The sequence below is a fragment of the Ruegeria sp. CDSC068 genome (assembly GCF_059610545.1).
The window spans coordinates 32,609-57,465 of sequence record NZ_JBXWNV010000002.1; the positions used below are offsets into that span (position 1 = coordinate 32,609).

At 54.6% G+C, this 24,857-nt stretch carries 24 protein-coding genes and 2 tRNA genes; 21 read left to right on the plus strand and 5 right to left on the minus strand.

What is annotated here, in order from left to right; genetic code table 11:
• Positions 1–165: 165 nt before the first annotated feature.
• The gene (locus AC2FID_RS04940; RefSeq protein WP_496757332.1) at positions 166–669 is read left to right on the plus strand and encodes a hypothetical protein; all 504 of its coding nucleotides are present in this window, start codon (positions 166–168) and stop codon (positions 667–669) included.
• 331 nt (positions 670–1,000) lie between these two features.
• Here AC2FID_RS04940 and AC2FID_RS04945 read toward each other — a convergent pair.
• A tRNA-Thr gene (locus AC2FID_RS04945) sits at positions 1,001–1,075 on the minus strand.
• Between the two features lie 83 nt (positions 1,076–1,158).
• Here AC2FID_RS04945 and AC2FID_RS04950 point away from each other — a divergent pair.
• The 10 genes from AC2FID_RS04950 to AC2FID_RS04995 all read left to right on the plus strand — a co-directional run bounded on the left by AC2FID_RS04950 (position 1,159) and on the right by AC2FID_RS04995 (position 7,849).
• On the plus strand, positions 1,159–1,314 hold the full coding sequence (locus AC2FID_RS04950) for a hypothetical protein (RefSeq protein WP_199520031.1): 156 nt from the start codon (positions 1,159–1,161) through the stop codon (positions 1,312–1,314).
• A gap of 6 nt (positions 1,315–1,320) precedes the next feature.
• Positions 1,321–2,589, plus strand: coding sequence for a UDP-N-acetylglucosamine 1-carboxyvinyltransferase (gene murA / locus AC2FID_RS04955; protein WP_496835698.1), 1,269 nt, complete (start codon positions 1,321–1,323; stop codon positions 2,587–2,589).
• Positions 2,586–3,062, plus strand: coding sequence for a DUF2948 family protein (locus tag AC2FID_RS04960; RefSeq protein ID WP_496835700.1), 477 nt, complete (start codon positions 2,586–2,588; stop codon positions 3,060–3,062). Before murA ends, AC2FID_RS04960 begins: the two co-directional genes overlap by 4 nt.
• A gap of 56 nt (positions 3,063–3,118) precedes the next feature.
• Positions 3,119–3,574, plus strand: a complete 456-nt coding sequence (locus AC2FID_RS04965) for a GNAT family N-acetyltransferase (protein ID WP_496835702.1) — start codon at positions 3,119–3,121, stop codon at positions 3,572–3,574.
• Positions 3,575–3,634: 60 nt separating this feature from the next.
• Positions 3,635–4,936 carry a histidinol dehydrogenase gene (gene hisD / locus AC2FID_RS04970; protein ID WP_472723011.1) on the plus strand — a complete coding sequence of 434 codons (1,302 nt, stop codon included), beginning with the start codon at positions 3,635–3,637 and terminating at the stop codon, positions 4,934–4,936.
• A 121-nt stretch (positions 4,937–5,057) separates the two neighbouring features.
• Entirely contained in the window at positions 5,058–5,858 is an 801-nt protein-coding gene (locus tag AC2FID_RS04975; protein WP_496835704.1) for a hypothetical protein, read from the plus strand.
• Between the two features lie 68 nt (positions 5,859–5,926).
• Positions 5,927–6,406, plus strand: coding sequence for a UPF0262 family protein (locus AC2FID_RS04980; protein WP_058279383.1), 480 nt, complete (start codon positions 5,927–5,929; stop codon positions 6,404–6,406).
• A gap of 3 nt (positions 6,407–6,409) precedes the next feature.
• Positions 6,410–6,862 carry an arsenate-mycothiol transferase ArsC gene (locus AC2FID_RS04985; RefSeq protein ID WP_058275393.1) on the plus strand — a complete coding sequence of 151 codons (453 nt, stop codon included), beginning with the start codon at positions 6,410–6,412 and terminating at the stop codon, positions 6,860–6,862.
• Positions 6,863–6,864: 2 nt separating this feature from the next.
• On the plus strand, positions 6,865–7,263 hold the full coding sequence (locus AC2FID_RS04990) for a ketosteroid isomerase-related protein (RefSeq protein WP_496724137.1): 399 nt from the start codon (positions 6,865–6,867) through the stop codon (positions 7,261–7,263).
• Complete coding sequence (locus AC2FID_RS04995) at positions 7,256–7,849, plus strand: GNAT family N-acetyltransferase (RefSeq protein WP_496724135.1); 594 nt, start codon at positions 7,256–7,258, stop codon at positions 7,847–7,849. The genes AC2FID_RS04990 and AC2FID_RS04995 overlap by 8 nt, the downstream gene beginning before the upstream one ends.
• 138 nt (positions 7,850–7,987) lie before the next feature.
• Here the strand turns inward: AC2FID_RS04995 and AC2FID_RS05000 are convergent, their stop codons facing one another.
• Positions 7,988–8,401 (minus strand): CHAP domain-containing protein, encoded by a 414-nt coding sequence (locus AC2FID_RS05000; protein WP_472723014.1) that lies wholly within the window; start codon positions 8,399–8,401, stop codon positions 7,988–7,990.
• A 444-nt stretch (positions 8,402–8,845) separates the two neighbouring features.
• On the opposite strand from AC2FID_RS05000, the gene AC2FID_RS05005 reads away from it, so the two are divergent.
• The 9 genes from AC2FID_RS05005 (at position 8,846) to AC2FID_RS05045 (ending at position 17,161) form a co-directional block, all read left to right on the plus strand.
• On the plus strand, positions 8,846–9,721 hold the full coding sequence (locus AC2FID_RS05005) for a carbon-nitrogen hydrolase family protein (RefSeq protein WP_496835706.1): 876 nt from the start codon (positions 8,846–8,848) through the stop codon (positions 9,719–9,721).
• Between the two features lie 91 nt (positions 9,722–9,812).
• Positions 9,813–10,031: a translation initiation factor IF-1 gene (gene infA, locus AC2FID_RS05010; RefSeq protein WP_005978431.1), complete on the plus strand. Its 219-nt coding sequence runs from the start codon at positions 9,813–9,815 to the stop codon at positions 10,029–10,031.
• Positions 10,032–10,042: 11 nt separating this feature from the next.
• A complete protein-coding gene (locus AC2FID_RS05015) occupies positions 10,043–10,621 on the plus strand; it encodes a Maf family protein (protein WP_109312466.1) in 579 nt (192 codons plus the stop codon).
• Complete coding sequence (locus AC2FID_RS05020; RefSeq protein ID WP_496757358.1) at positions 10,618–11,640, plus strand: ribonuclease E/G; 1,023 nt, start codon at positions 10,618–10,620, stop codon at positions 11,638–11,640. The genes AC2FID_RS05015 and AC2FID_RS05020 overlap by 4 nt, the downstream gene beginning before the upstream one ends.
• Positions 11,637–11,819, plus strand: coding sequence for a DNA gyrase inhibitor YacG (locus AC2FID_RS05025; RefSeq protein ID WP_058275399.1), 183 nt, complete (start codon positions 11,637–11,639; stop codon positions 11,817–11,819). The genes AC2FID_RS05020 and AC2FID_RS05025 overlap by 4 nt, the downstream gene beginning before the upstream one ends.
• Before the next feature lie 79 nt (positions 11,820–11,898).
• Positions 11,899–11,973 (plus strand) — tRNA-Phe (locus tag AC2FID_RS05030).
• 151 nt (positions 11,974–12,124) lie between these two features.
• The gene (locus tag AC2FID_RS05035; RefSeq protein ID WP_496835708.1) at positions 12,125–13,333 is read left to right on the plus strand and encodes a tyrosine-type recombinase/integrase; all 1,209 of its coding nucleotides are present in this window, start codon (positions 12,125–12,127) and stop codon (positions 13,331–13,333) included.
• Positions 13,334–13,725: 392 nt separating this feature from the next.
• Positions 13,726–15,207: a hypothetical protein gene (locus AC2FID_RS05040; protein WP_496835710.1), complete on the plus strand. Its 1,482-nt coding sequence runs from the start codon at positions 13,726–13,728 to the stop codon at positions 15,205–15,207.
• Between the two features lie 658 nt (positions 15,208–15,865).
• A complete protein-coding gene (locus AC2FID_RS05045) occupies positions 15,866–17,161 on the plus strand; it encodes a hypothetical protein (RefSeq protein WP_496835711.1) in 1,296 nt (431 codons plus the stop codon).
• A gap of 169 nt (positions 17,162–17,330) precedes the next feature.
• Here the strand turns inward: AC2FID_RS05045 and AC2FID_RS05050 are convergent, their stop codons facing one another.
• The 3 genes from AC2FID_RS05050 to AC2FID_RS05060 form a co-directional block, all read right to left on the minus strand.
• Positions 17,331–20,831: a DEAD/DEAH box helicase gene (locus AC2FID_RS05050; RefSeq protein ID WP_496835713.1), complete on the minus strand. Its 3,501-nt coding sequence runs from the start codon at positions 20,829–20,831 to the stop codon at positions 17,331–17,333.
• Positions 20,821–21,594, minus strand: coding sequence for a Hachiman antiphage defense system protein HamA (locus AC2FID_RS05055; RefSeq protein ID WP_496835715.1), 774 nt, complete (start codon positions 21,592–21,594; stop codon positions 20,821–20,823). The genes AC2FID_RS05050 and AC2FID_RS05055 overlap by 11 nt, the downstream gene beginning before the upstream one ends.
• Before the next feature lie 822 nt (positions 21,595–22,416).
• Positions 22,417–23,109, minus strand: coding sequence for an HhH-GPD family protein (locus AC2FID_RS05060; protein WP_496835717.1), 693 nt, complete (start codon positions 23,107–23,109; stop codon positions 22,417–22,419).
• A gap of 263 nt (positions 23,110–23,372) precedes the next feature.
• Here AC2FID_RS05060 and AC2FID_RS05065 point away from each other — a divergent pair, with 263 nt between their 5' ends.
• Complete coding sequence (locus tag AC2FID_RS05065; RefSeq protein ID WP_496835719.1) at positions 23,373–24,851, plus strand: DNA cytosine methyltransferase; 1,479 nt, start codon at positions 23,373–23,375, stop codon at positions 24,849–24,851.
• The last annotated feature ends 6 nt before the right edge of the window (positions 24,852–24,857 follow it).

A 24,857-nucleotide genomic window follows, 5' to 3' on the forward strand; every position in this document is an offset into this window, starting at 1 on the left:
TGACCAAATGGCTCAAAACAGGCCAACTTATAGGGTGAAATGTATAGACAGACTCTGAAGTTGGCCAAAAAAGACGACAAATCGGGAAATTCTGACCGCAATTCCCATGCCGGCGATGCCGTCAGATTTTATATCTTCATCACAATTTGACGGTGGAGGATATCAATGCACTTGGAAATCGGTAAATCTGACTCCTGCTTCGCCAACGGCGCGGTTTCTCGTGCCAGTCGCGAGCGTCAGATTTGCGATGCGGCCAAATTGGCCGAAGCTGCCTTTTCCGAACTGACCGCTGTTGCGGGTCGCGCGCCGGATATGGCGGCGTCCAACGGTCAGGTTTTTCAGGTGTTCCGTTGGTATTTCTTGTCGGCTTATTGCACGCGACTGCTGACCAACGCCGCCCATCGGCTAGAGCGTCAAACTTTACAGGTCTCGATGGACGTGTTCAGCGCCGTTAGAATGGTCCTGCCGGACACAGAGGTTGAAGCATCCATGGCCCTGGCTCAGGGTGAAGTGACAACACCGGCCGCGGCGCGCTTGAACAAGATCGGATGCCGTGGACATTCTGCGGGCTGGATCGCCGCAAAGCTGAATCAGCAAGGTCGGGACATCCCATCAGAGATCAAGAGCTCGCTTGCGGGCGCATTGTCAGCGTCGGAACGGCGCATTTGACGTGACCGGGGATCCCAGCACGCGCTGGGTAATTTCGACAAAAAATAATTCAACGCACTGTCGGTTTCTCAATGGGAGAGTCGATCGACAAATTCAAGTTTATCCCGGCAAGTGGGGCTTGCATACGCCAAGTCTCACCCCCGTTTGAGGAAGGTTGCATTCATACTCCGCGAACAAGGCGTTGAGCTGAATGGTTCAAAGTAAACTCAACGCGTCACGCGCAATTCGAACCGCGCTACTGGGGCTTGATGCGCCCATGGCACATGCAAGCGGGTACTGGACTGCCATGCTCATAACCGAGCAGCGTGTGCATTATTCAATGGAGATTATATGGTGCTGCTGGAGAGAATTGAACTCTCGACCTCTCCCTTACCAAGGGAGTGCTCTACCTCTGAGCTACAGCAGCGCTGTGGGCGGGTGATTAGACTCAAACGAAACGCGGCGCAAGGGTGTCTGGACGGTTTTTTTCGTCTCCTGTAGAGAAAGACAATGGCAGATAAAAATTCACCTAAAAAAGACGGTAAATCCGGGGACGCGCGCGAAGAACGGCTTAAGGCCGCGCTTAAGGCGAATATGGCGCGGCGCAAGGCGCAGGCCAAGGCGCGGGCGGCATCCGAGGACAAGACCGGCAAGGACGAGGGATAAGAGCAGATGGATTCGATTTTGGTAACGGGCAACGGGCCGCTGAACGGTCAGATACCGATTGCGGGGGCCAAGAACGCATGCCTGACGCTGATGCCCGCAACGTTGCTCAGCGAAGAACCGCTGACGCTGACCAATGCACCGCGACTGAGTGACATCAAAACAATGACTGCGCTGTTGCAATCGCTCGGGGCAGAGGTGTCCTCGTTGCAGGATGGTCAGGTGCTGGCGATGTCCAGCCATGATCTGACCAGTCAGACAGCGGATTATGAGATCGTGCGCAAGATGCGGGCGTCCAATCTGGTGCTGGGTCCTTTGCTGGCACGTTTCGGACAGGCCGTTGTGTCGTTGCCGGGGGGCTGTGCCATCGGCGCGCGGCCGATGGACCTGCATGTCGAAGGGCTTGAGGCGCTGGGCGCCGAGATCGAGCTAAAGGACGGTTACCTGCACGCCAAAGCCCCCGGTGGGCTGAAAGGCGCGGTGCACGAGATGCGCTTTGCCTCGGTGGGCGCGACTGAGAACATCGTCATGGCCGCCACGCTGGCCAAGGGCACGACCGTTCTGAAGAACGCCGCACGTGAGCCGGAGATTGTTGACCTGGTTGAGTGCCTACGCAAGATGGGTGCGCAAATCTCGGGTGAGGGGACCTCGACCATCGAGATTCAGGGCGTTGATCGCCTGCACGGTGCAACACATCAGGTGGTGACCGACCGGATTGAACTGGGCACCTATATGCTGGCCCCTGCGATGTGCGGCGGTGAGGTTGAGCTGTTGGGTGGCAGGATGTCTCTGGTCGAATCTTTTGCGGCCAAGCTGGATGCGGCAGGAGTGCATGTCGAAGAAACCCCGAACGGCCTGAAAGTTGCCCGTAAGAACGGACGTGTTAACGCTGTGGACGTTGTGACCGAGCCGTTTCCCGGCTTCCCGACGGATTTGCAGGCGCAGATGATGGCGCTGATGTGCACGGCCGAAGGTACCTCGGTTCTAGAAGAACGTATCTTTGAGAACCGCTTCATGCACGCCCCGGAATTGGTGCGCATGGGCGCGAATATTGAAGTGCACGGTGGTACGGCGACCGTGACCGGGGTTGAACGTCTGAAGGGAGCGCCCGTGATGGCGACGGATTTGCGGGCCTCAGTCTCGTTGATTCTGGCCGGAATGGCGGCTGAAGGGGAAACGACAGTCAGTCGGGTCTATCATCTGGACCGCGGATATGAACATGTGGTGCGTAAGCTGGAAGGCGTGGGCGCAAAGATTGAACGGATCAAAGGCCAATGACAGATGCAAGTTTCGAAGACGGACGTGAGGCCCCACTGAATCTGGGGGCCGAGGATGCTGATGACCTTCAGGTGATCTCGACCTTGGCACAGGATGCGATTTTCCCAATCACCGAGATGACGTGGCGGCCCTCTGAGCGTCGCTTTGGCCTGTTGCTGAACCGGTTCCGCTGGGAAGACAAAGATGCCGCCGCCCGCCGCGACCGCCCGTTTGAACGGGTGCAGTCGGTTCTGGTTTTCGATTCAGTGCTGTCTGTGGCGAGCCAAGGGGTCGAACGCGGCGACAAGGAAATGGTGATGTCCCTGCTGTCGATTGATTTCGAAGCGGGCGAAGACGGTGCCGGGCAGATCCTGCTAACTCTAGCGGGGGACGGTACGATCCGCTTGTCGGTCGAGGCGCTGGATGTCACCCTCAAGGACGTGACCCGGCCGTATCAGGCCCCATCCGGTCAGGCACCGCACCATCCGGAATAAGCGCGGCATAGCGCAGGCATTAACCGGCCCCCCCCCAGGGTCTGGTGCTGCGCCGTGTGACCGTTTTCGACGTGTTCGATCTGAGCCGTGTTCTGGTCCGGTCAATTACCGAGCTTTGCACGGCGGACCATCAGGATGATCCTGAGGTGATCGCACAATGGACCGCAAACAAGGATCCGGCGACGATCAGGGGCTGGATCAGGAACGGCGCACAAATCTGGCTTGCCGAGAATAACGGGCAGCCTGCGGCAGCCGGTGGGCTGACCGAAGCCGGAGAAATCACGCTTTTGTATATCGATCCAGATCACATTGGTTGGGGTATTGGCGGCGCTTTGTTGAAGGCACTTGAGCAGGAACTTATCGCCTTTGGCTGTACCGAGGGACAGCTTGAAGCCACCCAAACGGCACAGGGTTTCTATGCGCGGCACGGCTGGGAAACCACCCGAGGATGCAGTCAGCGCAATGACGTGTCCTGTTTGAGTATGCGCAAATCGCTGCACCTACAGGACTGAGGGTTGAGGCCGGCCCATCTGGGCGGTATGTCCCGATCAAACGCTCCGGAGTGCCAGAACATGCCTGTTTTCCTCGACACGACGTCGTCTGAATTCGAGACCGCCTTCAAAACACTATTGTCCGCCAAGCGCGAGGACAGCCCGGATGTGGACGCCGTTGTCGCCGGGATTATCGATGACGTGCGGAAACGTGGCGATGCGGCGGTGATCGAGCTGACCGCCAAGTTTGACCGGCTGGAGCTGACGCCCGAAACAATGGCCTTCAGCCCTGAACAGATCACCGAGGCTGTGGATCAGGTCTCGTCCGAAGATCGGGCTGCTTTGGAATTGGCCGCTGAGCGCATCAGATCCTATCACGAAAAGCAGTTGCCAGAGGATCACGAGTGGACAGATTCGTCGGGCGCAATGCTGGGTTGGCGTTGGTCTGCTGTGTCGGCTGCCGGTCTCTACGTGCCCGGCGGGCTGGCATCGTACCCGTCTTCCGTGCTGATGAACGCAATCCCCGCGAAGGTCGCTGGGGTTGAGCGTCTGGCCATTGCCGTGCCAACACCGGACGGGCAAGTGAACCCGTTGGTCCTGCTGGCGGCGCAGCTTTCCGGTGTGGACACGATCTATCGTATTGGCGGGGCACAGGCGATTGCCGCACTGGCCTATGGCACCGACACAATTGCAGCGGTCGACAAGATCACGGGTCCGGGCAACGCATTTGTAGCCGCCGCCAAGCGCCGCGTATTCGGGAAGGTTGGTATCGACATGATTGCCGGCCCGTCCGAGATTCTTGTTATCGCCGACAAGGACAACGATCCCGACTGGATCGCGCTGGATCTGCTTAGCCAGGCAGAACATGACGAAAGCGCGCAGTCGATTCTGATTACAGATGACGCCGGGTTTGGTCAGGCCGTCGCCAAAGCCGTCGACAAACGACTTAAAACCCTGCAACGCCGCGCCATCGCGGGGGCCAGTTGGCGCGATTTCGGCGCGATCATCACCGTGCGTGATTTGGACGAGGCGGCGGCACTGTCGAACCGCATCGCGCCCGAACACCTGGAGCTGTGCGTGGCGGACCCAGTGGCGCTGAGCGCTAAGACTGTCCACGCCGGGGCCATCTTCTTGGGCCAGTACACACCGGAGGCCATTGGCGATTATGTCGGTGGTCCCAATCACGTGCTGCCAACAGCGCGTTCGGCCCGCTTCTCCTCTGGTCTCAGTGTGATGGATTTCCTCAAGCGCACGACACTCAGCCAAATGACACCAGAAGCCCTGCGTGCGATTGGACCCGCAGCCGAGCAGCTGGCCCACTCCGAAAGCCTTGAGGCGCATGGACTTTCAGTAACGGCGCGGTTGAAGCGACTGAACGGCTAAATCCTTATGGCCTAAGGGTCACACCCGCCGCGAACCTGCACGGATTATGTAGGTAGGGACTTGAAACAACCGGTTGTTCAACGGCGCCTTGACAGAAGGGCCTGACAAATAGGAGCCAGATTTGGAACGCGTGGCAACACTCTGGATCGGCAAGCGGTTTAGTTTTCTGGAGCATTTGTGCCTGAAATCCTTCGCGGATGTGGACCAGAAGCCGATCGTCTACCACTATGGCGACCTAGAGGATATTCCGGACTACATTGAGGCGCGCGACGCACGCGAAATTTTTGATACGCCCGAGATTTACCGTGATCCAATCACCCGATCCGTTGCCGTTCATGCGGATCTGTTCCGCCTGAAACTTATGCAGGATACGGACTATATCTGGGTGGATGCCGATGCCTATGCGAACAGACCGTTCGAGACGAACCAGGGCTACCTGTTCCCGCAAGGGAACCGTAACAAACAACGGTTGATGAATGGCGTTCTGGCCTTTCCATCTGGAAGCCTAGCGTTAAAGCAGATGTGCGAATTTGCATTCGAAAGCGATCTTGTTCCGCCCTGGTGGCCGGAAGATCAGCAACAAGCCTACCTGCGTATCTTTGGAAAATCCACGTATTGGAGTTTGCCCCTGTTTAGCCTGGGGCCTCCAATGCTGTATTACTATGTCTCTAGAAGCGACGAGAATTCGATGGCAACGCCGCGAACCGAATTGTATTCAATTCCGCCGCGCTTCCGTGCTTTGTGGAACGACCCAGATATCTCAAAGCTGGATTTTCTCGAGTGGCAGGACAAGATGTCGATCCACTTTTATGGATCATGGTTCCGTCGGATGTTTTCAGGCGTAAAGAGCTTCAATGAAGGCTCTCTGATCGATCAGCTTCTGAAAAACCATCAAATCGACCCTGCGGAGCATCCGATTTGATCTGCTCTTGCGTTGTTCATCATTTTTAATTGCGATAAGTCTGTCCCGACCTGAACGGACCACGCACTATGACTCGTATCTCGCACATCGAACTAGATGACCGAAACCTGCCACCGCCGACCCCCGAAATCGAGCAGGAGCGTAAGGTTGCGATCTATGATCTACTGGAAGAAAACAGCTTTGCGCTGCCTGTACGCGATGACCGTGTCGTGCCCGACGGACCGTACCGTGTGCAGCTATCGATCCGCGACAAACGGCTGGTCTTCGACATCGCCACAGAGGCTGAGGAAAAGGCGGCAGAGTTTCATCTGTCACTGGGGCCGTTTCGCCAGGTGGTCAAAGATTACTTTCAGATCTGCGAAAGCTATTTCAACGCGGTAAAGACCCTGCCGCCCAGCCAGATCGAAACCATCGACATGGCCCGTCGCGGCATCCACAACGAAGGCAGCCGCGTTTTGCAAGAACGTCTTGAAGGTAAGGCTGACATCGACACCGATACCGCACGCCGTTTGTTCACGCTGATCTGCGTGCTGCATTTCGGGGGCTGACGCGTGAAGCCTTTGCCGCAGTCGGTCCTGTTTTGTTGCGACCATAACGCGGTTCGGTCCCCTATGGCCGAAGGGCTCATGAAAAAGTTCTACGGCACCGGCACCTACGTACAATCCGCCGGTGTGCGAAATGACCTTGAGATTGACGGGTTCTGCATCGCCGTCTGCCAAGAAGTCGGCGTTGAACTGTCCCGTCATCGGTCACGCTCGTTTGATGAAATGCAGGAATGGGGCGACGACCTCAGCTCGTTCGACCTGATCGTTGCGTTGTCGCCGGCCAGTCAACGCCAGGCGCTGGAATTGACGCGAATTTTTCACCTGGATGTCGATTATTGGCCAATAATGGACCCTACCGGACTGGGCGAAAGCCGCGCGGACAAGTTAATTCACTACCGACAGACCCGCGACCAGATCATTCAGCATCTGAAAGGCCGCTGGGGCGAACCTACGGAGTGACCATGAACCAGACCGTCAAAACCTATTTCGACGCTTTCAACGCCGGTGACGTCGACGGCATGTTGGCCTGCCTGTCCGATGATGTGGCGCATCACGTGAACGAAGGCCAGATCCGCACCGGTAAGGAAAAATTCACGGCCTTTTGCGCCCATATGAACCGCTGCTACAAGGAACACCTAACGGATATCGTGGTGTTTGAGGCCGCAGGCGGTACTCGTGCTGCGGCAGAGTTCACTGTGAACGGCACCTATCTGGAAACCGACGAAGGTCTGCCCGATGCGCATGGCCAGACCTATCGCCTGCCGGCCGGATCGTTCTTTGACCTGAAGGATGGCAAGATCACCCGCGTCACCACCTTTTACAACCTTGCCGACTGGACCAAGCAGGTTTCAAATGGCTGAGGTCACGTCTGTTCGTTCCCTGACCGGGGCGGCGCTGACGGATGCCTTGGACGACGTGGCGCGTTTGCGGATCCAGGTGTTTCGGGCGTGGCCATATCTGTATGACGGCGACATAAAATACGAGCGGAAGTACCTTCAGTCCTACCGGGACAGCGATAAGGCTATCGTGGTCGGGGCATTTGATAGAGACCGCCTGATAGGCGCTTCGACCGGTGCCCCACTGACCGACCACGCTGATGATTTCGCTGCCGCCTTTGATGGCTCTGGTCTGGATCTGAACGAAGTCTTCTATTGCGCCGAGTCTGTCCTTTTATCGGATTATCGAGGGCAGGGAGTTGGCCATAAGTTCTTTGACCTTCGCGAGGAACACGCACGCAAGCTGGGCTTCAGAAAATGCGCCTTTTGCAGCGTGCAGCGCCCTGTTGATCACCCGATGCGTCCGGAAAACTATCGCCCCCTGGATGCCTTCTGGCACGCGCGTGGATACGAACCGCTACGTGGTGTGATCGCGCAGTTTTCTTGGAAGGATGTTGGCGAAGAGGGCGAAACAGCAAAGCGACTGCAGTTTTGGATGCGGGATTTATAGATAGTTTTCTGTTCTCTGTGGACGATATCGACGTTCTGCATCCCCGCGCAAACGGTAAGTGCCCGCGATTCACGGCCGAAGCAGGAAACGCTCGTGGCGCATTCCGATGCCTCGCGGTGGACGCGAAGAGAAACTGAGCTACCCGTCATCTTTCGGATAGATAAACCCGTTCACTGGGTAGAAATTGCCATACCGGCCCGGTTGGGTTTCAACACGGACCAAGGTCCAATCATTGCGTTTGGATACGTCCCTGACGCCCATTTTCAACGATACCTTGTTTCGGTGCCAGTTGGCGTGATTCACAATAACTTCCCGGTCCGTGACAATATCCGACACGACAGCCACATGACCCAGGGGCATTCCGCGGGTTGCCCGAAACGACATCACAGCACCGACAGCTGGTTCATTGCCGCGTTCAAATGTACTGCGCGCCCTTCCCCACCAATCCTTGGCGTTGCCACGAATTTGGATGCCGCTGAGGTTCCGTGCGTAGGGAACGCACCACACCCTTTGCCCCCGGGCTTGCTTTTGCGCGACCTCCCGCAAAGCCATTGACTGACGTTCCGGATTGAGGTCTGCATCGGTTGGACGCTCGGAGCAGGCGGAGACAAGACAAAAAACACCCACCGCAATCGCGGTTCGGGCGGTGCCGGACAGGCGCGGCCAAATCGTATTTGTTTTGTAGGTGCTGTATTCCAAGACGCTTCATTGCCGGTTCGAAGACTAACGGGGTTCTACGATGATTTGACCGAAAATGAAAAGGGGCTTGCCAATTCTCCCGCAAGATTTTGCACAGTTCCCTGTGCCGTTATTAACCCAATGGCTGAAATGGAAGTCGCATATGCACTCGTTGTGATGGATGTTGCGCTTGAACAAGAAGTCAGCACTGGGCTCACAGTGGAGTTGTTCGTTCAATACACATGTTGACAGGATGGGGCTATACAGACCGCGAACTCACACATAAATTCGCCCGAGTTTGGACCGCAAGGATAGCCCATGAAAGTCGCTACTGCCGCTTATAACCTCGATTGGCTCGACAGCTGGGCGCAGTATGAGGACAAGCTAGATAACTGGGTCTCGGACGCTGCGGGGCAGGGGGCGGAATTGCTGGTTTTCCCCGAATATGGCGCAATGGAGCTGTCGACGCTCGACGGGGCTGTAGTGGCGGGTGATCTGGAGCGTTCGATCCACGCGGTCTCGGATCGGATGGAGGATGTGCGAAATCTACACCGGCGCCTCGCGCAGGAGTATAAGACGTACATTTTGGGCGCATCGGCCCCGGTTGTGGATGGTCCTGGTCGACCTGTGAACCGGGCTGCATTCTATGGCCCGGATGGCAAACAGGACCACCAGGACAAACAGATCATGACCCGGTTCGAACGCGAGTCGTGGGATATTGCGCCTGGCGGCCCGCTGAAACTGTTCGATACTGCGCTGGGCAAAATCGGGGTGCTGATCTGTTACGATAGTGAGTTTCCGCTGTTGGGTCGTGCTCTCAGCGAGGCAGACCTTATCCTTGTCCCGTCCTGCACCGAGGCGTTGTCAGGCTATTGGCGGGTGCGTATCGGCGCGATGTCCAGAGCATTGGAAAATCAATGCGTTACGGTGATGTCGTCCCTGGTGGGCGCTAATGATTGGTCCGAAGCCGTTGATCTGAACACCGGCACTGGCGGTATATTTGGTCCACCGGACAAGGGCTTTCCCGCGACCGGAGTGCTGGCCGAAGGCACGCTGAACCAACCCGGCTGGACTTATGCTGAGGTCGACATGTCGGCTATCGCCTGTGTGCGTTCCGATGGCCATGTCCTCAACCGAACGCATTGGGATGAGCAATCACCCCGAGTCGATTCGGTCACAATATCCGCCCTATAGGTGATTCCGCCCTTGAAATAGGGCCAAAATAGGCTCATTTAAGCGCACATCCCCGCAGATTCTGCGGGTGCAACTTAAATGTGGAGACAACATGGCCAAGGAAGATACGCTCGAATTTCCCGGTGTCGTGAAGGAACTCCTGCCTAATGCGACGTTTCGGGTCGAGCTGGAAAACGGCCATGAGATCATCGCACATACGGCAGGCAAGATGCGCAAGAACCGCATCCGTGTTCTGGCCGGCGACAAAGTTCAGGTCGAGATGACCCCCTATGATCTGACCAAGGGTCGGATCAACTACCGCTTCAAGTAACGCCTGCCGCAATGGCGTTTATCTTAGGATCGGGCAGCCCAAGGCGGCTGGACCTGTTGGCCCAGCTTGGCGTGCAGCCCGATGCCATCCGTGCACCCGACATTGATGAAACGCCGCTGAAAGGTGAGCTGCCGGTGCCCTATTGCAATCGCATTACGCGGGCAAAAGTGCAGGCGGTACAGGCCGATGGCGACGATGTAACTCTTTGTGCGGATACCACTGTCGCACTGGGCCGCCGTATTCTGGGAAAACCGGAAGACGCGGGCCAGGCGGCTGAGTTCCTGCATGCTTTGTCCGGTCGACGGCACCGCGTAATCACCTCGGTCGCTGTACGGCGCGGGGACCGCGTTCTGCAACGTGATGTGGTGTCTCAGGTCAAGGTCAAACGCCTGTCAGACGTCGAAATCAACGCTTACCTGGCGACCGGAGACTGGCAGGGCAAAGCAGGCGCTTACGCCATTCAAGGCCCTGCCGGGGCTTTCATCCCTTGGATTTCTGGTTCGTTTACCGGCATCGTGGGGCTCCCCCTGTCCGAGACTGCCGCGCTTTTGCAAGGCATCGGCTATCCCCTGTATCGTGAGGTGTCATGAAGGGTCGAACCATTGTTCTGGATCACATCGAAAACCGCGAAGCTGCCGCCCTTATGGTCGACGGTCAGCTGGACGATTTCCTGATTGCAGCTGACGCGTCCGCGCCGGGTACGATTTACCGTGCCCGTGCCGACCGACCGGTCAAAGGGCAGGGCGGCATGTTCCTGACCACACCTGACGGTCCGGCCTTTCTACGACAGATCAAAGGGCTCGCACCCGGTGCACTGATGTTGGTTCAGGTGACGGGCTATGCCGAACCCGGTAAGGCGTTGCCAGTGACCGATCGGGTTCTGTTCAAAAGCCGCTATGCGATTGTCACGCCTGATGCGCCCGGTTTGAATATCTCACGTTCCATCCACGACGAAGATGAGCGTGACCGCCTTCTTGAAATCGCTCATGAGAGCATGGAGGGCAGCAGCCATGGCCTGATCCTGCGGTCCTGTTGTGAGGGCGAAGGTGCGGCTGAAATCGCCGAAGATATCGGCGCGATGCTGGCCCATGCGGATCAGGTTTTGAACGATCCGGGAACTGAGCCCGAGCTGCTGCTGGAAGGTGACGGGCCCCATGTTCTGGCTTGGCGCGACTGGACCGACCCGGCTGAGGTTGTGACGCAGCCGGGCAGTTTCGAAACGCATGGCGTATTGGATGCATTGGACGTGGCGCGTGGTATTTCCGAGCCACTGCCCGGAGGCGGGTATCTATATATTCAGCCCACCCGGGCCTTGGTCGCTGTGGATGTCAACACCGGGTCCGACACGTCGATGGCAGGCGGAACCAAGGTCAATTTTGCCTGTGCCAAGGGGCTTGCCCGTGCCTTGCGCGTTCGCGGTCTTGGGGGGCAAATCACTCTGGACCTAGCACCAATGCCTAAAAAGGATCGCCGTGGGTTCGAGGCCTCTCTGCGCGCTGCGTTGAAGGCAGATTCGGTCGAAACCACGCTGGCAGGTTGGACCCCTCTTGGCCACTACGAGCTACAGCGCAAACGCGGCCGTATCCCGTTGTCGGAAGTGCTGAAATGAGCTGCCCGATCTGCGCAGAAAAGTCTGTAACCGAGTTTCGGCCATTCTGTTCGAAGCGGTGTGCTGATATTGATCTGGCCAAGTGGCTGAACGGGTCCTACGCGGTTCCATCGCAGCGGGAAGAGGACGTTGAAACAGAAGTTTCCGATCCCGAACCAGAGCAACAACGTCCACATTGAAAAAATGTGAAAAAGCCTCTGGACACTGCCTGTAGCAAGTCATAGAAGGCCTCCACCCAACGGTAAACGCCGTTCCCGTGCCCGGGTAGCTCAGGGGTAGAGCAGTGGATTGAAAATCCTCGTGTCGGTGGTTCGATTCCGCCCCCGGGCACCATTCTTAAATCCATAGATAGTCAAGAACGAACAAAAAGCATTGATTTATCAATGTCTAGCGTTGATGCTGTGTCCAATGCAGTCCAGTAAGATCCTGCTTAAATCAGTTTAGATGGGGGTATTATTGGGGGTATTTTCGTGAGGATGTTATTTTGCCGCTTAGCGATGCAAAGATTCGGAACCTGAAGCCAAAAAACAAAACCTACAAGATTGCCGACCAAGGTGGGCTCTACATCTCAGTTCAATCCAGTGGCTCAAAGCTTTGGAGATTGAAGTACAGGTTTAGGGGTCGTGAAAAGACGATGTCTTATGGCCCATATCCTCTCATCTCTTTGAAAGAGGCGCGCGAGAAACGTGACCGAGACAAAAGGTTACTTCTTGATGGGCAAGATCCAAGTGTTCGGAAAAAAATGCAAAAACGCGCTGCTTTCCTCGCGGAGGAAGACACTTTTTCTGTGTTCGCAGCAGAACTCTTGGAGAAGAACCGCCGCGAGGGCAAGGCGGCTCAAACACTGAAGAAGAAAGCGTGGCTGATCAAACAAGCGAATGATGGGATTGGACATCGGGCTCTCAAGACATTGCGCCCAGCTGATGTCTTCGCGACGGTGAAGCCGATTGAAGATTCAGGCAAGCGAGAAACGGCTGGTCGAGTGCTATCTGTGATAGGCGAGGTGTGTCGCTACGCAATTGCCACGGGTGTCGATGTTGATGACCCTACCTACGCTCTTCGCGGTGCGCTTCAAAAAAAACAGGTGGTTCATCGAGCGGCCATCCTTGACCCTAAGAGGATGGGTGATTTGCTCAATGCAATTGATACATATGGCGGTCACATCCAAACGGCACTGGGAGCGCGGTTGCTTGCAATCGTCCACCTTCGCCCTGGCGAATTGCGCAGGTCAAAATGGCACGAGTTCGATCTTGAGACTGCGATTTGGACCATTCCAAAAGATCGTATGAAAATGAGGCGAGATCATCGTGTCCCGCTACCAAGGCAAGCACTTGAAATTCTAGAGCGCCTCGCGCCGTTATCAAAACCGGATGGGTATGTGTTGCCTGGAGTGACCGATTGGAGAAAACCGCTAAGTCCCAACACATTTAACAAAGCGCTGCGAACAATGGGGTTTTCAAGTGAAGAAGTGACCTCACACGGCTTTCGTTCCACCTTTATGACAATGGCAAGCGAAAGTGGTTTGTGGAGTTTTGATGCGGTCGAACGGGCGCTTTCGCACGAAGAAGAGAACAAGACCCGTCGCGCCTATTTGCGAGGCGATTTCTGGGAAGAACGAGTGAGAATGGAACAATGGTGGGCAGACAAGCTTGATGAGTTGCAACTTGCAGCACGCGCTTCTTCTGACACATAATGCATCAGAACTGCCGACCTGGTGGCGCGCCGTGATACGGCCTGCCTCTATCAAGTTTCAATCTTTGAGAAATCCCAAAAGTGCTGCGTGTGAAATACAGGCGCACAGACGTTGAAGAGTGGCTGGCCGCTCAGGTTCGTCAAGACGCTGGTCTCGTTGGCTCATGGCCTATGTTCCGCGTTGATTTCGGTGGGTGACGGTGACTCGGATATGCCACCTTGAGCCGATGCTCCCAGGGTCTGTTGTGTCAAGCGGCGCCACCTATGCAACGGCCATCCAAACTTCACAAGAAAAGTAAAGCGCAGCAGGTGGCTTTGGACTGTATTTCCGTGGATATCTGTCTATAACTGTCTGAATCCGCGTTATTTTTTCATTCATTTGGAGAGGTTAATTTGAAGCAAAGCAAGCGCTTAACACAAATCGAAAAAGCTTTACTTGGAACTGTTTCAGCGATCACTCAGACACCCAGTAAGAACGTACAGAAAACACGATTGGCATCTTCTATAGCGACGGCAAAGCTCGCTGGAGCAGCAACAACTGCAAGCATTTGGGGATTGGTATCAACGCTGGGTACAGCAGGTACTGGCACCGCCATAGGAACTCTAAGTGGGGCGGCTTCCACAAGCGCAACGCTAGCCTGGATTGGCGGCCTCATGGGAGGAGGAATGGCAGCTGGAGCGATAGTTTTGCCGGTCACGGGAATTGCTGCTGGCGCTGCGGCAACAATGTATATTCGCCATAAGCTGCATGGGCGGCCCAGGAAACTCGAAGATTTACAGTATTTTGAAGAGGAAATTCTGTTCGGGGCAGACGGTTTGTTGCGGCCCATCGATGCCTTGTCCCGAAACGAGTCGGATCCGCCGACTGCGGATGAATTGCGCGTTTATGCCCATGATGGACTGAAACCATTGATTGCTCAAATCGAACGGAATTTGGCAGCGAGCGAAGCGAGTGCGGATCAAGAAGAAGCGCTCTCGGGTTTTGCCGCCACACTGATGCCGAAGTATCAAAAGCAACTCCAACGTCATTGCCGCACTTTAAGAAAGCATGCTGAATTCCTTGCGAAGCCACACAAAAAAACTGTCTTGGAAAGGCTTAGCGCCTCAATATCGCGATTATTTGGCGGAAAGTCGGGGAATTTGCCGAACCCGAAACAAGCCGAGAAACTTGGATCGGTCGTCCTGGCAGTAACGTTTCAACGGTTGTTGGATGACAAAATCTCATCGCTTAGTTTGGAAAACGATCTCGTTTTAGAGGCACTTAGACGTTCGACTGGCAAACTTGAAGGCGCCTCAGTCGAACAGTTGTCCGAATATGTCCGGAGCCTTTCGCCTGAGCAGTTGACCGGGGTCGTTTCGAACACCAAGGGCATCTACCATGAGCTACTTTTCATAGAGATGCATAATGCGTCCGGTTCGGCTTTAAGTGCACAGATCATGGAAGCTACGAACTTTGCCGGTACCGACGTTCAATTCATATTGGAAGGTGACGTCGTGCGTGAAGTGCAGCTGAAAGCCGTAAACTCGCCGACTTTGGTCTACGAACATCTCGAACGATATCCTGACATCGAAATATTGGTCACCGAAGAAACTGCCGCCGTACTTGACGGCATTGCAAGTTCTGGGTTGAGCAACGCTTTATTGTCGCGAGAAGTCTCCGAAAGAATGGCTCAACTGCATGGTGAAGGATTTCTAGAAGAGGTGTCAGACGGTGTCCTGACTTCTCTCTTCGTGACTTCAGGCTTTGCAATATGGAGTATCTTTGGACGGGGAGAAGACCAGACTTTTGACTTCAAGCCCTATTTGACCAACGCCGGGATCGCAGTTGGGACTGCCTCAGCAATTGAAGGTGCGGTGTCTTTAGCTGGCGGCTGAAGACTATCAACCAGAGTCGCGTAAAAAAGCAGCCCGCGTAAGGTCCAATATGTATGCCACTGCGCGAATTTACCTATCCGCTAGTTTATTCAGAGACTTTCGAATCTGCCTTAATTCCTTCAAATTCCTGAACAATATTTCAGCCCTGAAATCATCCCGAAAGAGTGATTGAGTCATGAGCAGCCCTACAGACGTGAAGCACCTCAAACCATTCCTTTCGCCGCTTTTTCTCAAATGCGCTTTGACTTCAAACACCTCATTCCACAAAAAGATTGTTGATGAGATAGAGAGTCTACTAACCAACGGATCGGGGATTAAGGCCATCCGGAAAAGGAGGACCCAAAAGTCAGGGGCTCTTCGCTACAGCACTGTCGAATACATCCAAGAAAGGCCGCCTGCTTGGGCACCCAGCAGCACGATGATGGACGTTCGAAACCACATCGTACTCATCGCTACCAAGCATGACCATTGTGCAGTTTGCGCGAGTGACCCTTCGATACGAAACCAAATCTCTAGAAAGACAAAGGTTTCTCAACTTGTGTCTCGAGGTCAGATTGAAGCGGCTTTCGTTGGAAACAGGGCGTCCGTTCTCTGGATGAATGGAGTTCATGCTACCACTGACGCGAAACCCTCCGCCAAAACTCTAATGGGAAGCGCGTTGGAATATGCACTTGACCCCCTTGGAGACCAATCGTTCTTCTACTCTTCAGTTCGAAGCACTGTTGAGGTCAACATCGCAGACAAAACGAGCATTTCTATGGGCGCGAGCCCAAGCGCGAGCCGCGTTTGGGTTGGTAGGTCTGCCAATTTCTCCTCCTTCATTAGAGATTTGGAGGAGCTGATCGACAGAGTTACTGCCCCGAAACCGCCCAATGCAAAGTTTCCTGCGCTTGCTGTCCACCTTGAGGATCTTTCTTCTATTTCTGGAGCGTATGAAGTTGGCTTTGTTCCCAGCGAATTGAACAACGATGGTCTCAACGAGGATGAGCTGCGAAGAATTGAAGAATGGTGCTACTCAACGAGATTCGAGATAACTAAAACCAAAAATTCGCAATTGAGCGCAGAGGTTTTTCATAAAGAGGAAAAACTGGGTGAGGCAAGTGTGACGCCGTCGATAAATCGAGGGCGTGTTTCCCTATGCATTGAGTGGACTTCCACTGAACCCGGGGCGGAAGATCTGGTGTCGGAATGCTCTATTTTGCTTGGAGATCCCGATTGGGCGAAAATCTATTACGAAAGTGGACATACCATCGCGCGAGGCGGCTGTTATGCCAGCTCGTATAGCGACCAGGCCTTCGCTTGGAGTTTTGAGGACCTTGGCGGTTTCGACGTTGACCGCGAGAAACCAGATGTTTTGCCAGGGAAAAATCTGGCGCAATCTATCGGCGAAAAGAAGGGCGACGGGACTCAGGACAACTCGCTCTTCGGGTTTGTGTTTTCAAAGATGCGAAGTGAGGGGTGGCTAGCCAGTGATGATGGTTCAATGGAGATCGCCGACTTTATTCATATCAGTGATGATGACGTCGTCACTCTGATTCATGCGAAGGCTGCGCGTAACAGCGAGGCCAACCGATCGGTTTCAGCGTCGATGTACGAAGTTGTTGTAGGTCAAGCGGTCAAAAATCTCCGACATCTTCAACAGACCACACTTGCAGAGGCGTTAAAACGCAACAAAGACAACGCTATTGGAGAGGCAGTTTGGCATAGGGGCGCCCGCAAAATCGACAAAAGAGAAAGCCTTATTGCAAGGGCCAAAAGACTCCCAATGAATCACCCATGCCGGCTAGTAGTGCTGCAACCTCAATTAACTAAAACCGAGTTCACTGAGTGCATGGACGGCACAGCCACACCAACCCGAACCTTAAAAATGAAGCAACTGAATACTCTGATGCTTGCAGCTAGGCTCTCAGCTTCATCCGTGGGCGCAACATTCGAGGGCTGGGCTGCACAATGACATTTCCTGCCAGTCAGCGAACTGACAAGCGCCCTTAGCCGAAATTCAGGGCGAAACTTCCAGAAGCCGCATGGCCGAGACTGCGTCTCGGTTCACGACAGCCCGGCCCGAGGGGTGCGCCGAAGAACAATCAAAAAGTATTTGAAGAAAAGCTTTGATCGGCGATGAGCTAGACAAAGAGCTCCGCCACAGGTTCTGGCCCAATGTATCGCACAGTGAGAACTTCAGGGTCTGCACTCATCTTTGCAATAATGACCCCTCGCGGAGTGCTCGCCAGATTGCCATTAAGTCTTCCAATAGCTGTCATAGACGCAGAGAACAGAATGACTTCTTCACCTTTCGTCATAAGGCGGACGCTTGCACCTTCGACAAAGTCCTTCTCGGAATTGAACAGCTCTATCGAAAGGGTAGTGTTTTGGGCCTTCCAAATAGATCGTTCTGGAGGAATGTACTCCCTTGTGAACTCAATCCATAGACCACGACTATCAGGAGTTGGCCAGTTTTCATCCTCACTGAGCGCTTGAACCAAATCTGAGTCCAACCACGCTTTTAGTTCTCGTGAATTCAGAAACGTCGCGTCTGTATCCTCTACAGCCTTTATCGCAGCAAGCCGCGACGTAAAGCCTGCCTGCATAAGCGTCGCAGCACTCAGATTCAGTGTACCTGTTTCGATTGCCGGTACGGCGAGCCCAACCTCGAAGTCATCAATTGTAAACAAGCCATCGTCATCGAACGTGTCTCCGTTCGCCTCTGCTCGCACTCTAAAAGACTCGATGCCCCATGGCAGCTTGTAGATCAGACCGTTCTCTACAAAACGAAGAGCATCCGTCGCGTTTCCAGCAGTGAACTCGGCGAGAGTTCTTCCCTTCAACCAGGCTTCAAGGATTTCCTTCCAATTGTACGGAAAGGGTTCAGGAACAAACGGGTCAATGCCAAAAATGATCTCGGCCAGACCGGTGATTGCAGCTATCGCGTCCTCAGCCTCCCCATCATTAATACGGGCGTTTGCCGCCACCAAGAGATCGTTGGCATTTCCCGCCGCTGCATCAAGCATTTGTCCGGTACGCAACCCTACCCCTGCGAGGAAATACCCTCGCCTTTGCGGGGCTGTACTTTGCTCCCAAATAGTGTTGGCGCGCGCTTTCAATGCACCTGTCAGTAGGGACTGGATATCCTCATTGTGATGTTGAAGGCGCCGATGCCAGAGTGATGACTGCAATACATCGTCCAACTGCGCGGATATCTCTGCCGCGTCGAGCTCTTGATCCCCGAGTAGGCTCAGGAGCGCCGTATCCAAAATGGTGATGTATCTTTTCCAATCTTGAGCTTCGGCCTCGCGCTCATCTTCGCCTTCTTCAGCTATCTCGGGAAAATCCCACGCGGCAGCATTGTTGACGATGTATTCAAGAAGGTCGTCACTATCTGTGAGAACAAGCGCTTTGCTTAGTCGAAAGATGAGAGTAACGACCAAGCGAAGAAGACCGCTTTCTAAACTATGCTTGCTCGCTTGACCAATTAGGGTCTCCCATTGGTTTTGCCGATAACCATGTTTGTCGAAGATTGGAAACAGGACTAGGCCTTCAACATCGATAAACGCCCGACCTGCGCGGCCAATAACGTTCTTGAATTCCGATGCTGGAATAATCTCTCCGCTTCTGTGTAAAGAATGGAGCACTACGGCGGTGGCAGTCAGGTTGAGACCCTGCGCAAGCGTTGGTGACGACACGGTGATCTTGAGCACACCATCTCTCAGCAACCGCTCCATTTCCTTTCGAAAAGGCGTCGGCAGAGCACCATGATGGATCGCAATTCCCAACGATAGGCACTTCAGGATAGGATGATCTTCACCAAGCCACTCCTTTCCGATGCTCATTGCCGAGGCTAAAACGTCTGGATCGGCGGTAAGCACTGATTGCAAGAAGCCTCTTTGCGCTAGGTCGACAATGGCCTTAGCAAACGGCTCTACAGAGCGCCTCATCGGGCAGTAAATCAAGACCGACTGGCCGTCTTCGACAAGCCGCCATGCTGTGGCTAAAACAAGTTCGCGCTGATCTCGTGGGAATGGGGCTGTTCTCAGCCCGCTGGTCGGATGCCTTTGACCAAAATAGGTCGGAACGAAGGGTTTTTCTTCACCGACGCGAAGCTCAAGGCTAGCGCGGCTTGTTCGCCAAAAAACCTCTCCAAAACGAATACGGGTCGGCCTCCAATCAACAGAGACGGCGTCACCATCCTGATCACGCCGGAGCCACCCTACAAAATCATCAAACTGATCACCTTCGGGAAGAATGGCTGACAGACAAACAATGCGCCTTTGATCGGCGTCCGGTCTCTTCAGCAACCTTTGAATCTGTAGCTCATAGCGAACTTCGCGCTCGCCAAGTCCGATCATGTGCCCTTCGTCGAGGACGACGAGACCAACATCATCCAAAATCGCCGGGTCATTCCTTAGTGCAAAGTCAAGCTTTTCAGGCGTCGCCACGACGATATGTCTGCTCTTCAGAGCATCTTCTTCAAATCCGCTGGTTCCCATGCTGCCGTAAAGAGCTGAAATGGTCTTGCCGAGTGGTCCAAAAGTTCTGCGCAGGCCGGCTTCGGTCTGCGCAGAAAGGGCACGCAGCGGCGTTACAAAAACAACGCGCTGTCCCTGAGCCAGACAACGCAGGATACAAAGTTCAGCGACACGCGTCTTTCCTGCGCTTGTTGGCAATGAGACGACAAGACTGTCGGTCGCATCAACGGAGCGGCGTGCACCTTCGAGTTGCGAAGGCCACAGCTCGATTTCGGATCGCTTTCTTCGGAACAAGGAGGAAATCAGAAGTGAGCGAAGTTCTCCCCATGCCTCATTGTCCTCACCGGGAACGTCCGGCGGGAGAATTTCGTGGAAGCTTGAATCCCAAAGGTCATCCAGCAAGTGGATCGCCAAACGGAAGCACCACCACTGCGGAACCATGTTCGATGCGCCAGCGCCTTCCAACCCACTTGTCAGTTCCTCCCGCGCCTGCTGCATAAGTGCTGGTTCGCCTGTCTCCAGAGCAAGGAGATATGCCCCTAAGCCGCCGTAAAAGACATCAAGGAGTGCTCGATCCAAAGCATCTGACAGCGGGTCGGTGTCCTGGTCACTTTCTGACGCTTGTTCCAGTTGGTTGAGTCCCTCAATGAGGGCTTCATCCGAACCCAAACCGCCCAATCGCCATTCAAATATCTCTGCTTCGAGGTCATCCAAAGCACGGAGAATGAGCAAGGCGAGGCCTCGCTCCATCTTGGATAGATTGGCGTCATCGACGGTTTCATTCAGCAAAGAGAACGCCCGAGCTGACAGACGTGCCAGATGAAATGCTGCGGCGGCAAGGAGTCTGAAGAAACCCCGGCGCGGGTCTTCGGGACTACCCTTGGAAACGACAGCTTCAATTGCTTCGCCTGCACGCTCGAAAGCGGAGCGCATTAGAGCCTCATCGCCGCCTTCTTCTCGAATGCGAATGCCCAGTAAAAGCAATGAGTTCCCGTAGCTGAGAAGATCGTACGAAAGGGTTGGAATGAACGCTGGTGCGCCTTCGGGCAGTTCCCCGTCCCGCCAGATCATCGCCCGCGCTTGTCCGCGTGCTAGCAAATTTCCTCGATAGCCAGGTTCGATGGCACTCGAGACAAGCTCCTGAACTTCCTCAAGATTCATCGTCGCCACCTATCGCCTTGTAGATCGCTCTGATGAAGTCCTGATGCTGCGGCATGACTAGTCCGACGCTGGATTGAGAAATCGCTCCTGCGTAGGTTTCCAAGTCGGCGCGCAGCAGCCCTTCGGTATCGTTGCCACTAAAGGTGAAGAGCATATGCTGCGCTTGAGCCGCTGAGATTTCCCCGACCAACTGCGCTCGGCGTATTTGGTCTGAGAGTTCAACTTCACCAATTTCGCTCAACCTATCGCCGACAAATGCGAGAGCATGAGGAGATGGTAGTCCGTTGTCACCGTCCAGAGCCGTTCTGGCCTTCGAAACGGTGTCCTCGTCCATGTCCTTTTTGCTCTTCGCTTCCACTTTGAGAAAACGAATGGGATGCGGATCATCAGCTGGACAAATGCCGATGACGTCGTCGCCTTTCATCGCCCAATTGCGATTGTCTCGCCACCACAGCTTCTTTATCGGAGCTTCAAATTCCGTCTTCTCAGAAATGAACTCGGAAGCAAAAATCTCGCCAAGATCACCAGAGCGGAGATTTTGTTTCGGCGGTAATTTTCCGCGCAGGTGTTTTGCTGCGGCGCCCTTCCCAAATTTCTCAAGAATGTCTGCGACGTCTGCCGCACGTGCGTAGTGTTCGGGAACGACGGCTACCGTTCTATCGTGCGCTACTTGGTCAAGGCCGTTTCGCAAAACCAAGACACGTAAGGAGTGTCCACTCTCCTCGCTCTCGGTTTCGTCGCTCCATTCGTCGAACGAAGCCATGAATACTATTCCCTATTGCAGTTCGTCATGCGTTCAGTGCGGAGTTGCGAAGGCACCTTAAAGATCAGATCATTTGTAAGCAGTTTGTTCAGCTCCGGCTTCTCGTCTCGACGTTTTACTTCAATATTTTTCATTATCCCTTGGCCAATCCAGAAGCGGTTTTCCGCAAACATTAACTCGGAGGTTCGCACCTGTGTCTTCAGTTCTCCAAGCATAGGCATCTAGTGCCGAGGTTTTCATTCAATGCCAACTTATAGGTCGATCACAATTATTTGCCCATTTCTCGTAACGCAATTCACGATTGGTCTATTGGCGGAGACATCGATACTGGTAATTGGGTCGTCGCATACCATTAGCGCTTCAGTTTGTGCTGTCTCAAGGTCCCAAAGGCGCAGTGTGCCGTCATCCGACCAAGACAAAACCCGGTGCCCGTTGTCAAGGAGTCGCGCGCCGTTTACCTCGCCGGTATGCTCGCCGAGCATAATGGATTCGCCGGTCTCGAGGTCCCAAAGTTGTAGGCTCACTCTCAAATTCTTGAAAAGATCGTCGACAGCCCGATTGGTCAGTGGTTTCTTGAGCACGTGGAAATTTGCGGACTTTGGCGCGCGCTATTCGTCGATCATCAAATCTACCTCAAGGTCTTCAAAGACTGTTCTATGGTTACGGAAATTGTCTTTCCTATTTGAGCATCTCCCAAAAGGCCGCTAGGAACAGGCTCTCCGCCAAGTTGAACCACGGTGTCAACGTGGCTAAAACACCAAGCCTATTAATCTCTGGTTAGCGAAACATATAGTAGGTATCTTTTTCGTTTCATTGGGTTTTCTATGAATTCGGCATGGGCTTCGAAGGAAAGTTGCAGCGCGCTCGAAATGGACACGAGGAGCAAATCGGGTTGGGCGCACGGCAAGTCAAGGCCGCATGGTCAAGCGTCGCCCAGTTCACGCTGACTGGGTCTTCGCAATCTACGAGCCAATGGCATGCTTCCTGTAGCCATGGGTCGTGCCGAATGTCCACCAGCCGTCGCCGGCGGAGGTATCTTTCCAGAAACCTTGCCATGTTCACGTCAACGAGCGGCTTTGCCCTGCCATGCTGGAACAACTGGATGGCATTCGAAACGTATTGCCCAACAGCCGGCACCTTCGCGAGCTCCTCGCCTGCCGTTGGGAAAACCCCGCCAAGTTCGTCTGCATAGCGAGCCAGAGCACTGACCGATCGGGCACGACGACGCCAAAGACCGATGGGCTTCAGAACATCTTCCAATTCATTGATCGGCGCGGCCGCCAAACTCTTCCAGTCTGGATACCTCTCAAAAAATGCATCGTAGATGTTTGCGACGGACTCTGCGCGCGTGCGCTGGAGCAAGACCTCGACGCAAATCCGTTCATATTCGCTGGCTGCGCTTTGTCTCCAGGGAAAGGTACGCCCATGCAGCTCGAACCAGATCAAGAGCTTTTTTCGAACTCTGGTTATCCGGGATTTCTCTCCCCTTGTCAGACGGTCTGGCAGTATTTTCATCCGAAGCGGTCTCTAAGCAGGAAAACGACATACCGCGGAAAGTCGTCCGTGGCTATTCGTTCTGCGCCATCCTCACTTGCGTTATCTATGAAACCCGAAGTAATAGGCAAATCGTAGATGGAACTCGCCTGCTTTATACAGGATGTTGTGGGTGAGAGACCGTTTTCATTTGCCTTGGTGGCCAACAGATGATCGAATAACAGCCACGTCTGTTGGGCTCTGTGACCGGGCAGGCGAGCAGGGTGCATTGCGAAGGTATGACTATGGGTTCTTCCCCGACTTGCGTAGATTTGTTCGCGGGCTGCGGAGGTCTTTCGCTTGGCCTGAAACAAGCCGGGTTCGAGGTGAAGCTCGCGGTCGAGAAGTCCGACATGGCCGCGGAAACCTACTACCACAACTTCATCAAACCCTTGAATGATCCCGAGGAGTGGCGGCAATTCCATGAAGATCGCTCCATTGAGGAGCAGGCAGAAATTGGCCTTGTCGTGCGTTCGTTGGGCGACGTGCTCGGCTCCTTAGAAACAATCTCCCGGCTGCGGGACAGTGAGGTTGACCTCGTCGCGGGGGGGCCACCTTGCCAAGGGTTCTCGCTGGCTGGCCGTCGCAACCCGAAAGACATGCGCAACAAGTTACCGTGGCAGTTCCTCGAGTTCGTCGAGAAAATCCGACCTAAGGCCGTCATCATCGAGAACGTGTCGGGGATGCGGCATGATTTCCGCAAGCACGGAACACGATCACCGTTCGAGGACCTTCGGATTGCGTTGTCCGAGACAGGACCGGGCTACGAGGTCCAACCCATGGTGCTAAATGCGATGCACTTCGGTGTACCCCAGCACCGCCCACGTGTGTTCCTCGTGGGATTGAGAAAGGACCTCGCCGGCCAGATCTCTTCGAAAATTACCGAGGAGATCTGGGACTCCTCGCTGGATTCCCCGCATGTGACCGTTCTAGGCAAGCGACCTCTGCTCGCACCTAGACGAACCCATTTCGACGGAAAAAACAAGGAAAGTGAACGCAAACACCTGACGGTGGAAGCAGCAATCTCGGATTTGTTTGTACATGGCTACGACGGGAATGGGCCTGTATCCGAATTCGCTAAGGAAATGATGGAGGACATCAGGTTCCTTAAGGCGGCGGTGTCTCGCCAGCACGCGACCAGCCGCCGCGCGAACCACGTACCCCGGAAGCATTCCGATCTGGTGAAGGAAAGGTTTAGGTTGTATCAGTTCTTGCGCGATGCCGAGATCCACCCAACCGTTCTAGCGATTCCACGCAAGATGGACATCTCCGACTACGCGCGACGCAAGATGATGCGTGAGGCAATTTCGACAGTGAAGTACCCGGTGAGGAGCGGCGACGGCAGCGTTCTGGCGAAGGATCAGCGCGCACTCATGCGCCTATTGAACAAGCTCGCAACGAAGAAGCACAGCCAACGCGCGTTGTCTTGGGACCGACCTGCTCCCACCGTAGTAAGCATGCCTGACGATTTCGTTCACCCGACGGAGCCCCGCATTCCCACGGTGCGCGAGCTGGCCCGATTCCAGTCGTTCCCTGATGCATTCGAGTTTCGGTCCAAGGAAACCACCGGGGCACACAGGAGACGAATTGAAGTTCCACAGTACACGCAGGTAGGAAACGCCGTTCCCCCGCGCTTAGCTTTCTCCCTAGGCTGTCATCTCCGGGAGCTCTTGGCGCAGACACAAGAGCAGCAAAACACCACGAGTGTATCTGTGGTTGCATAGCAAATG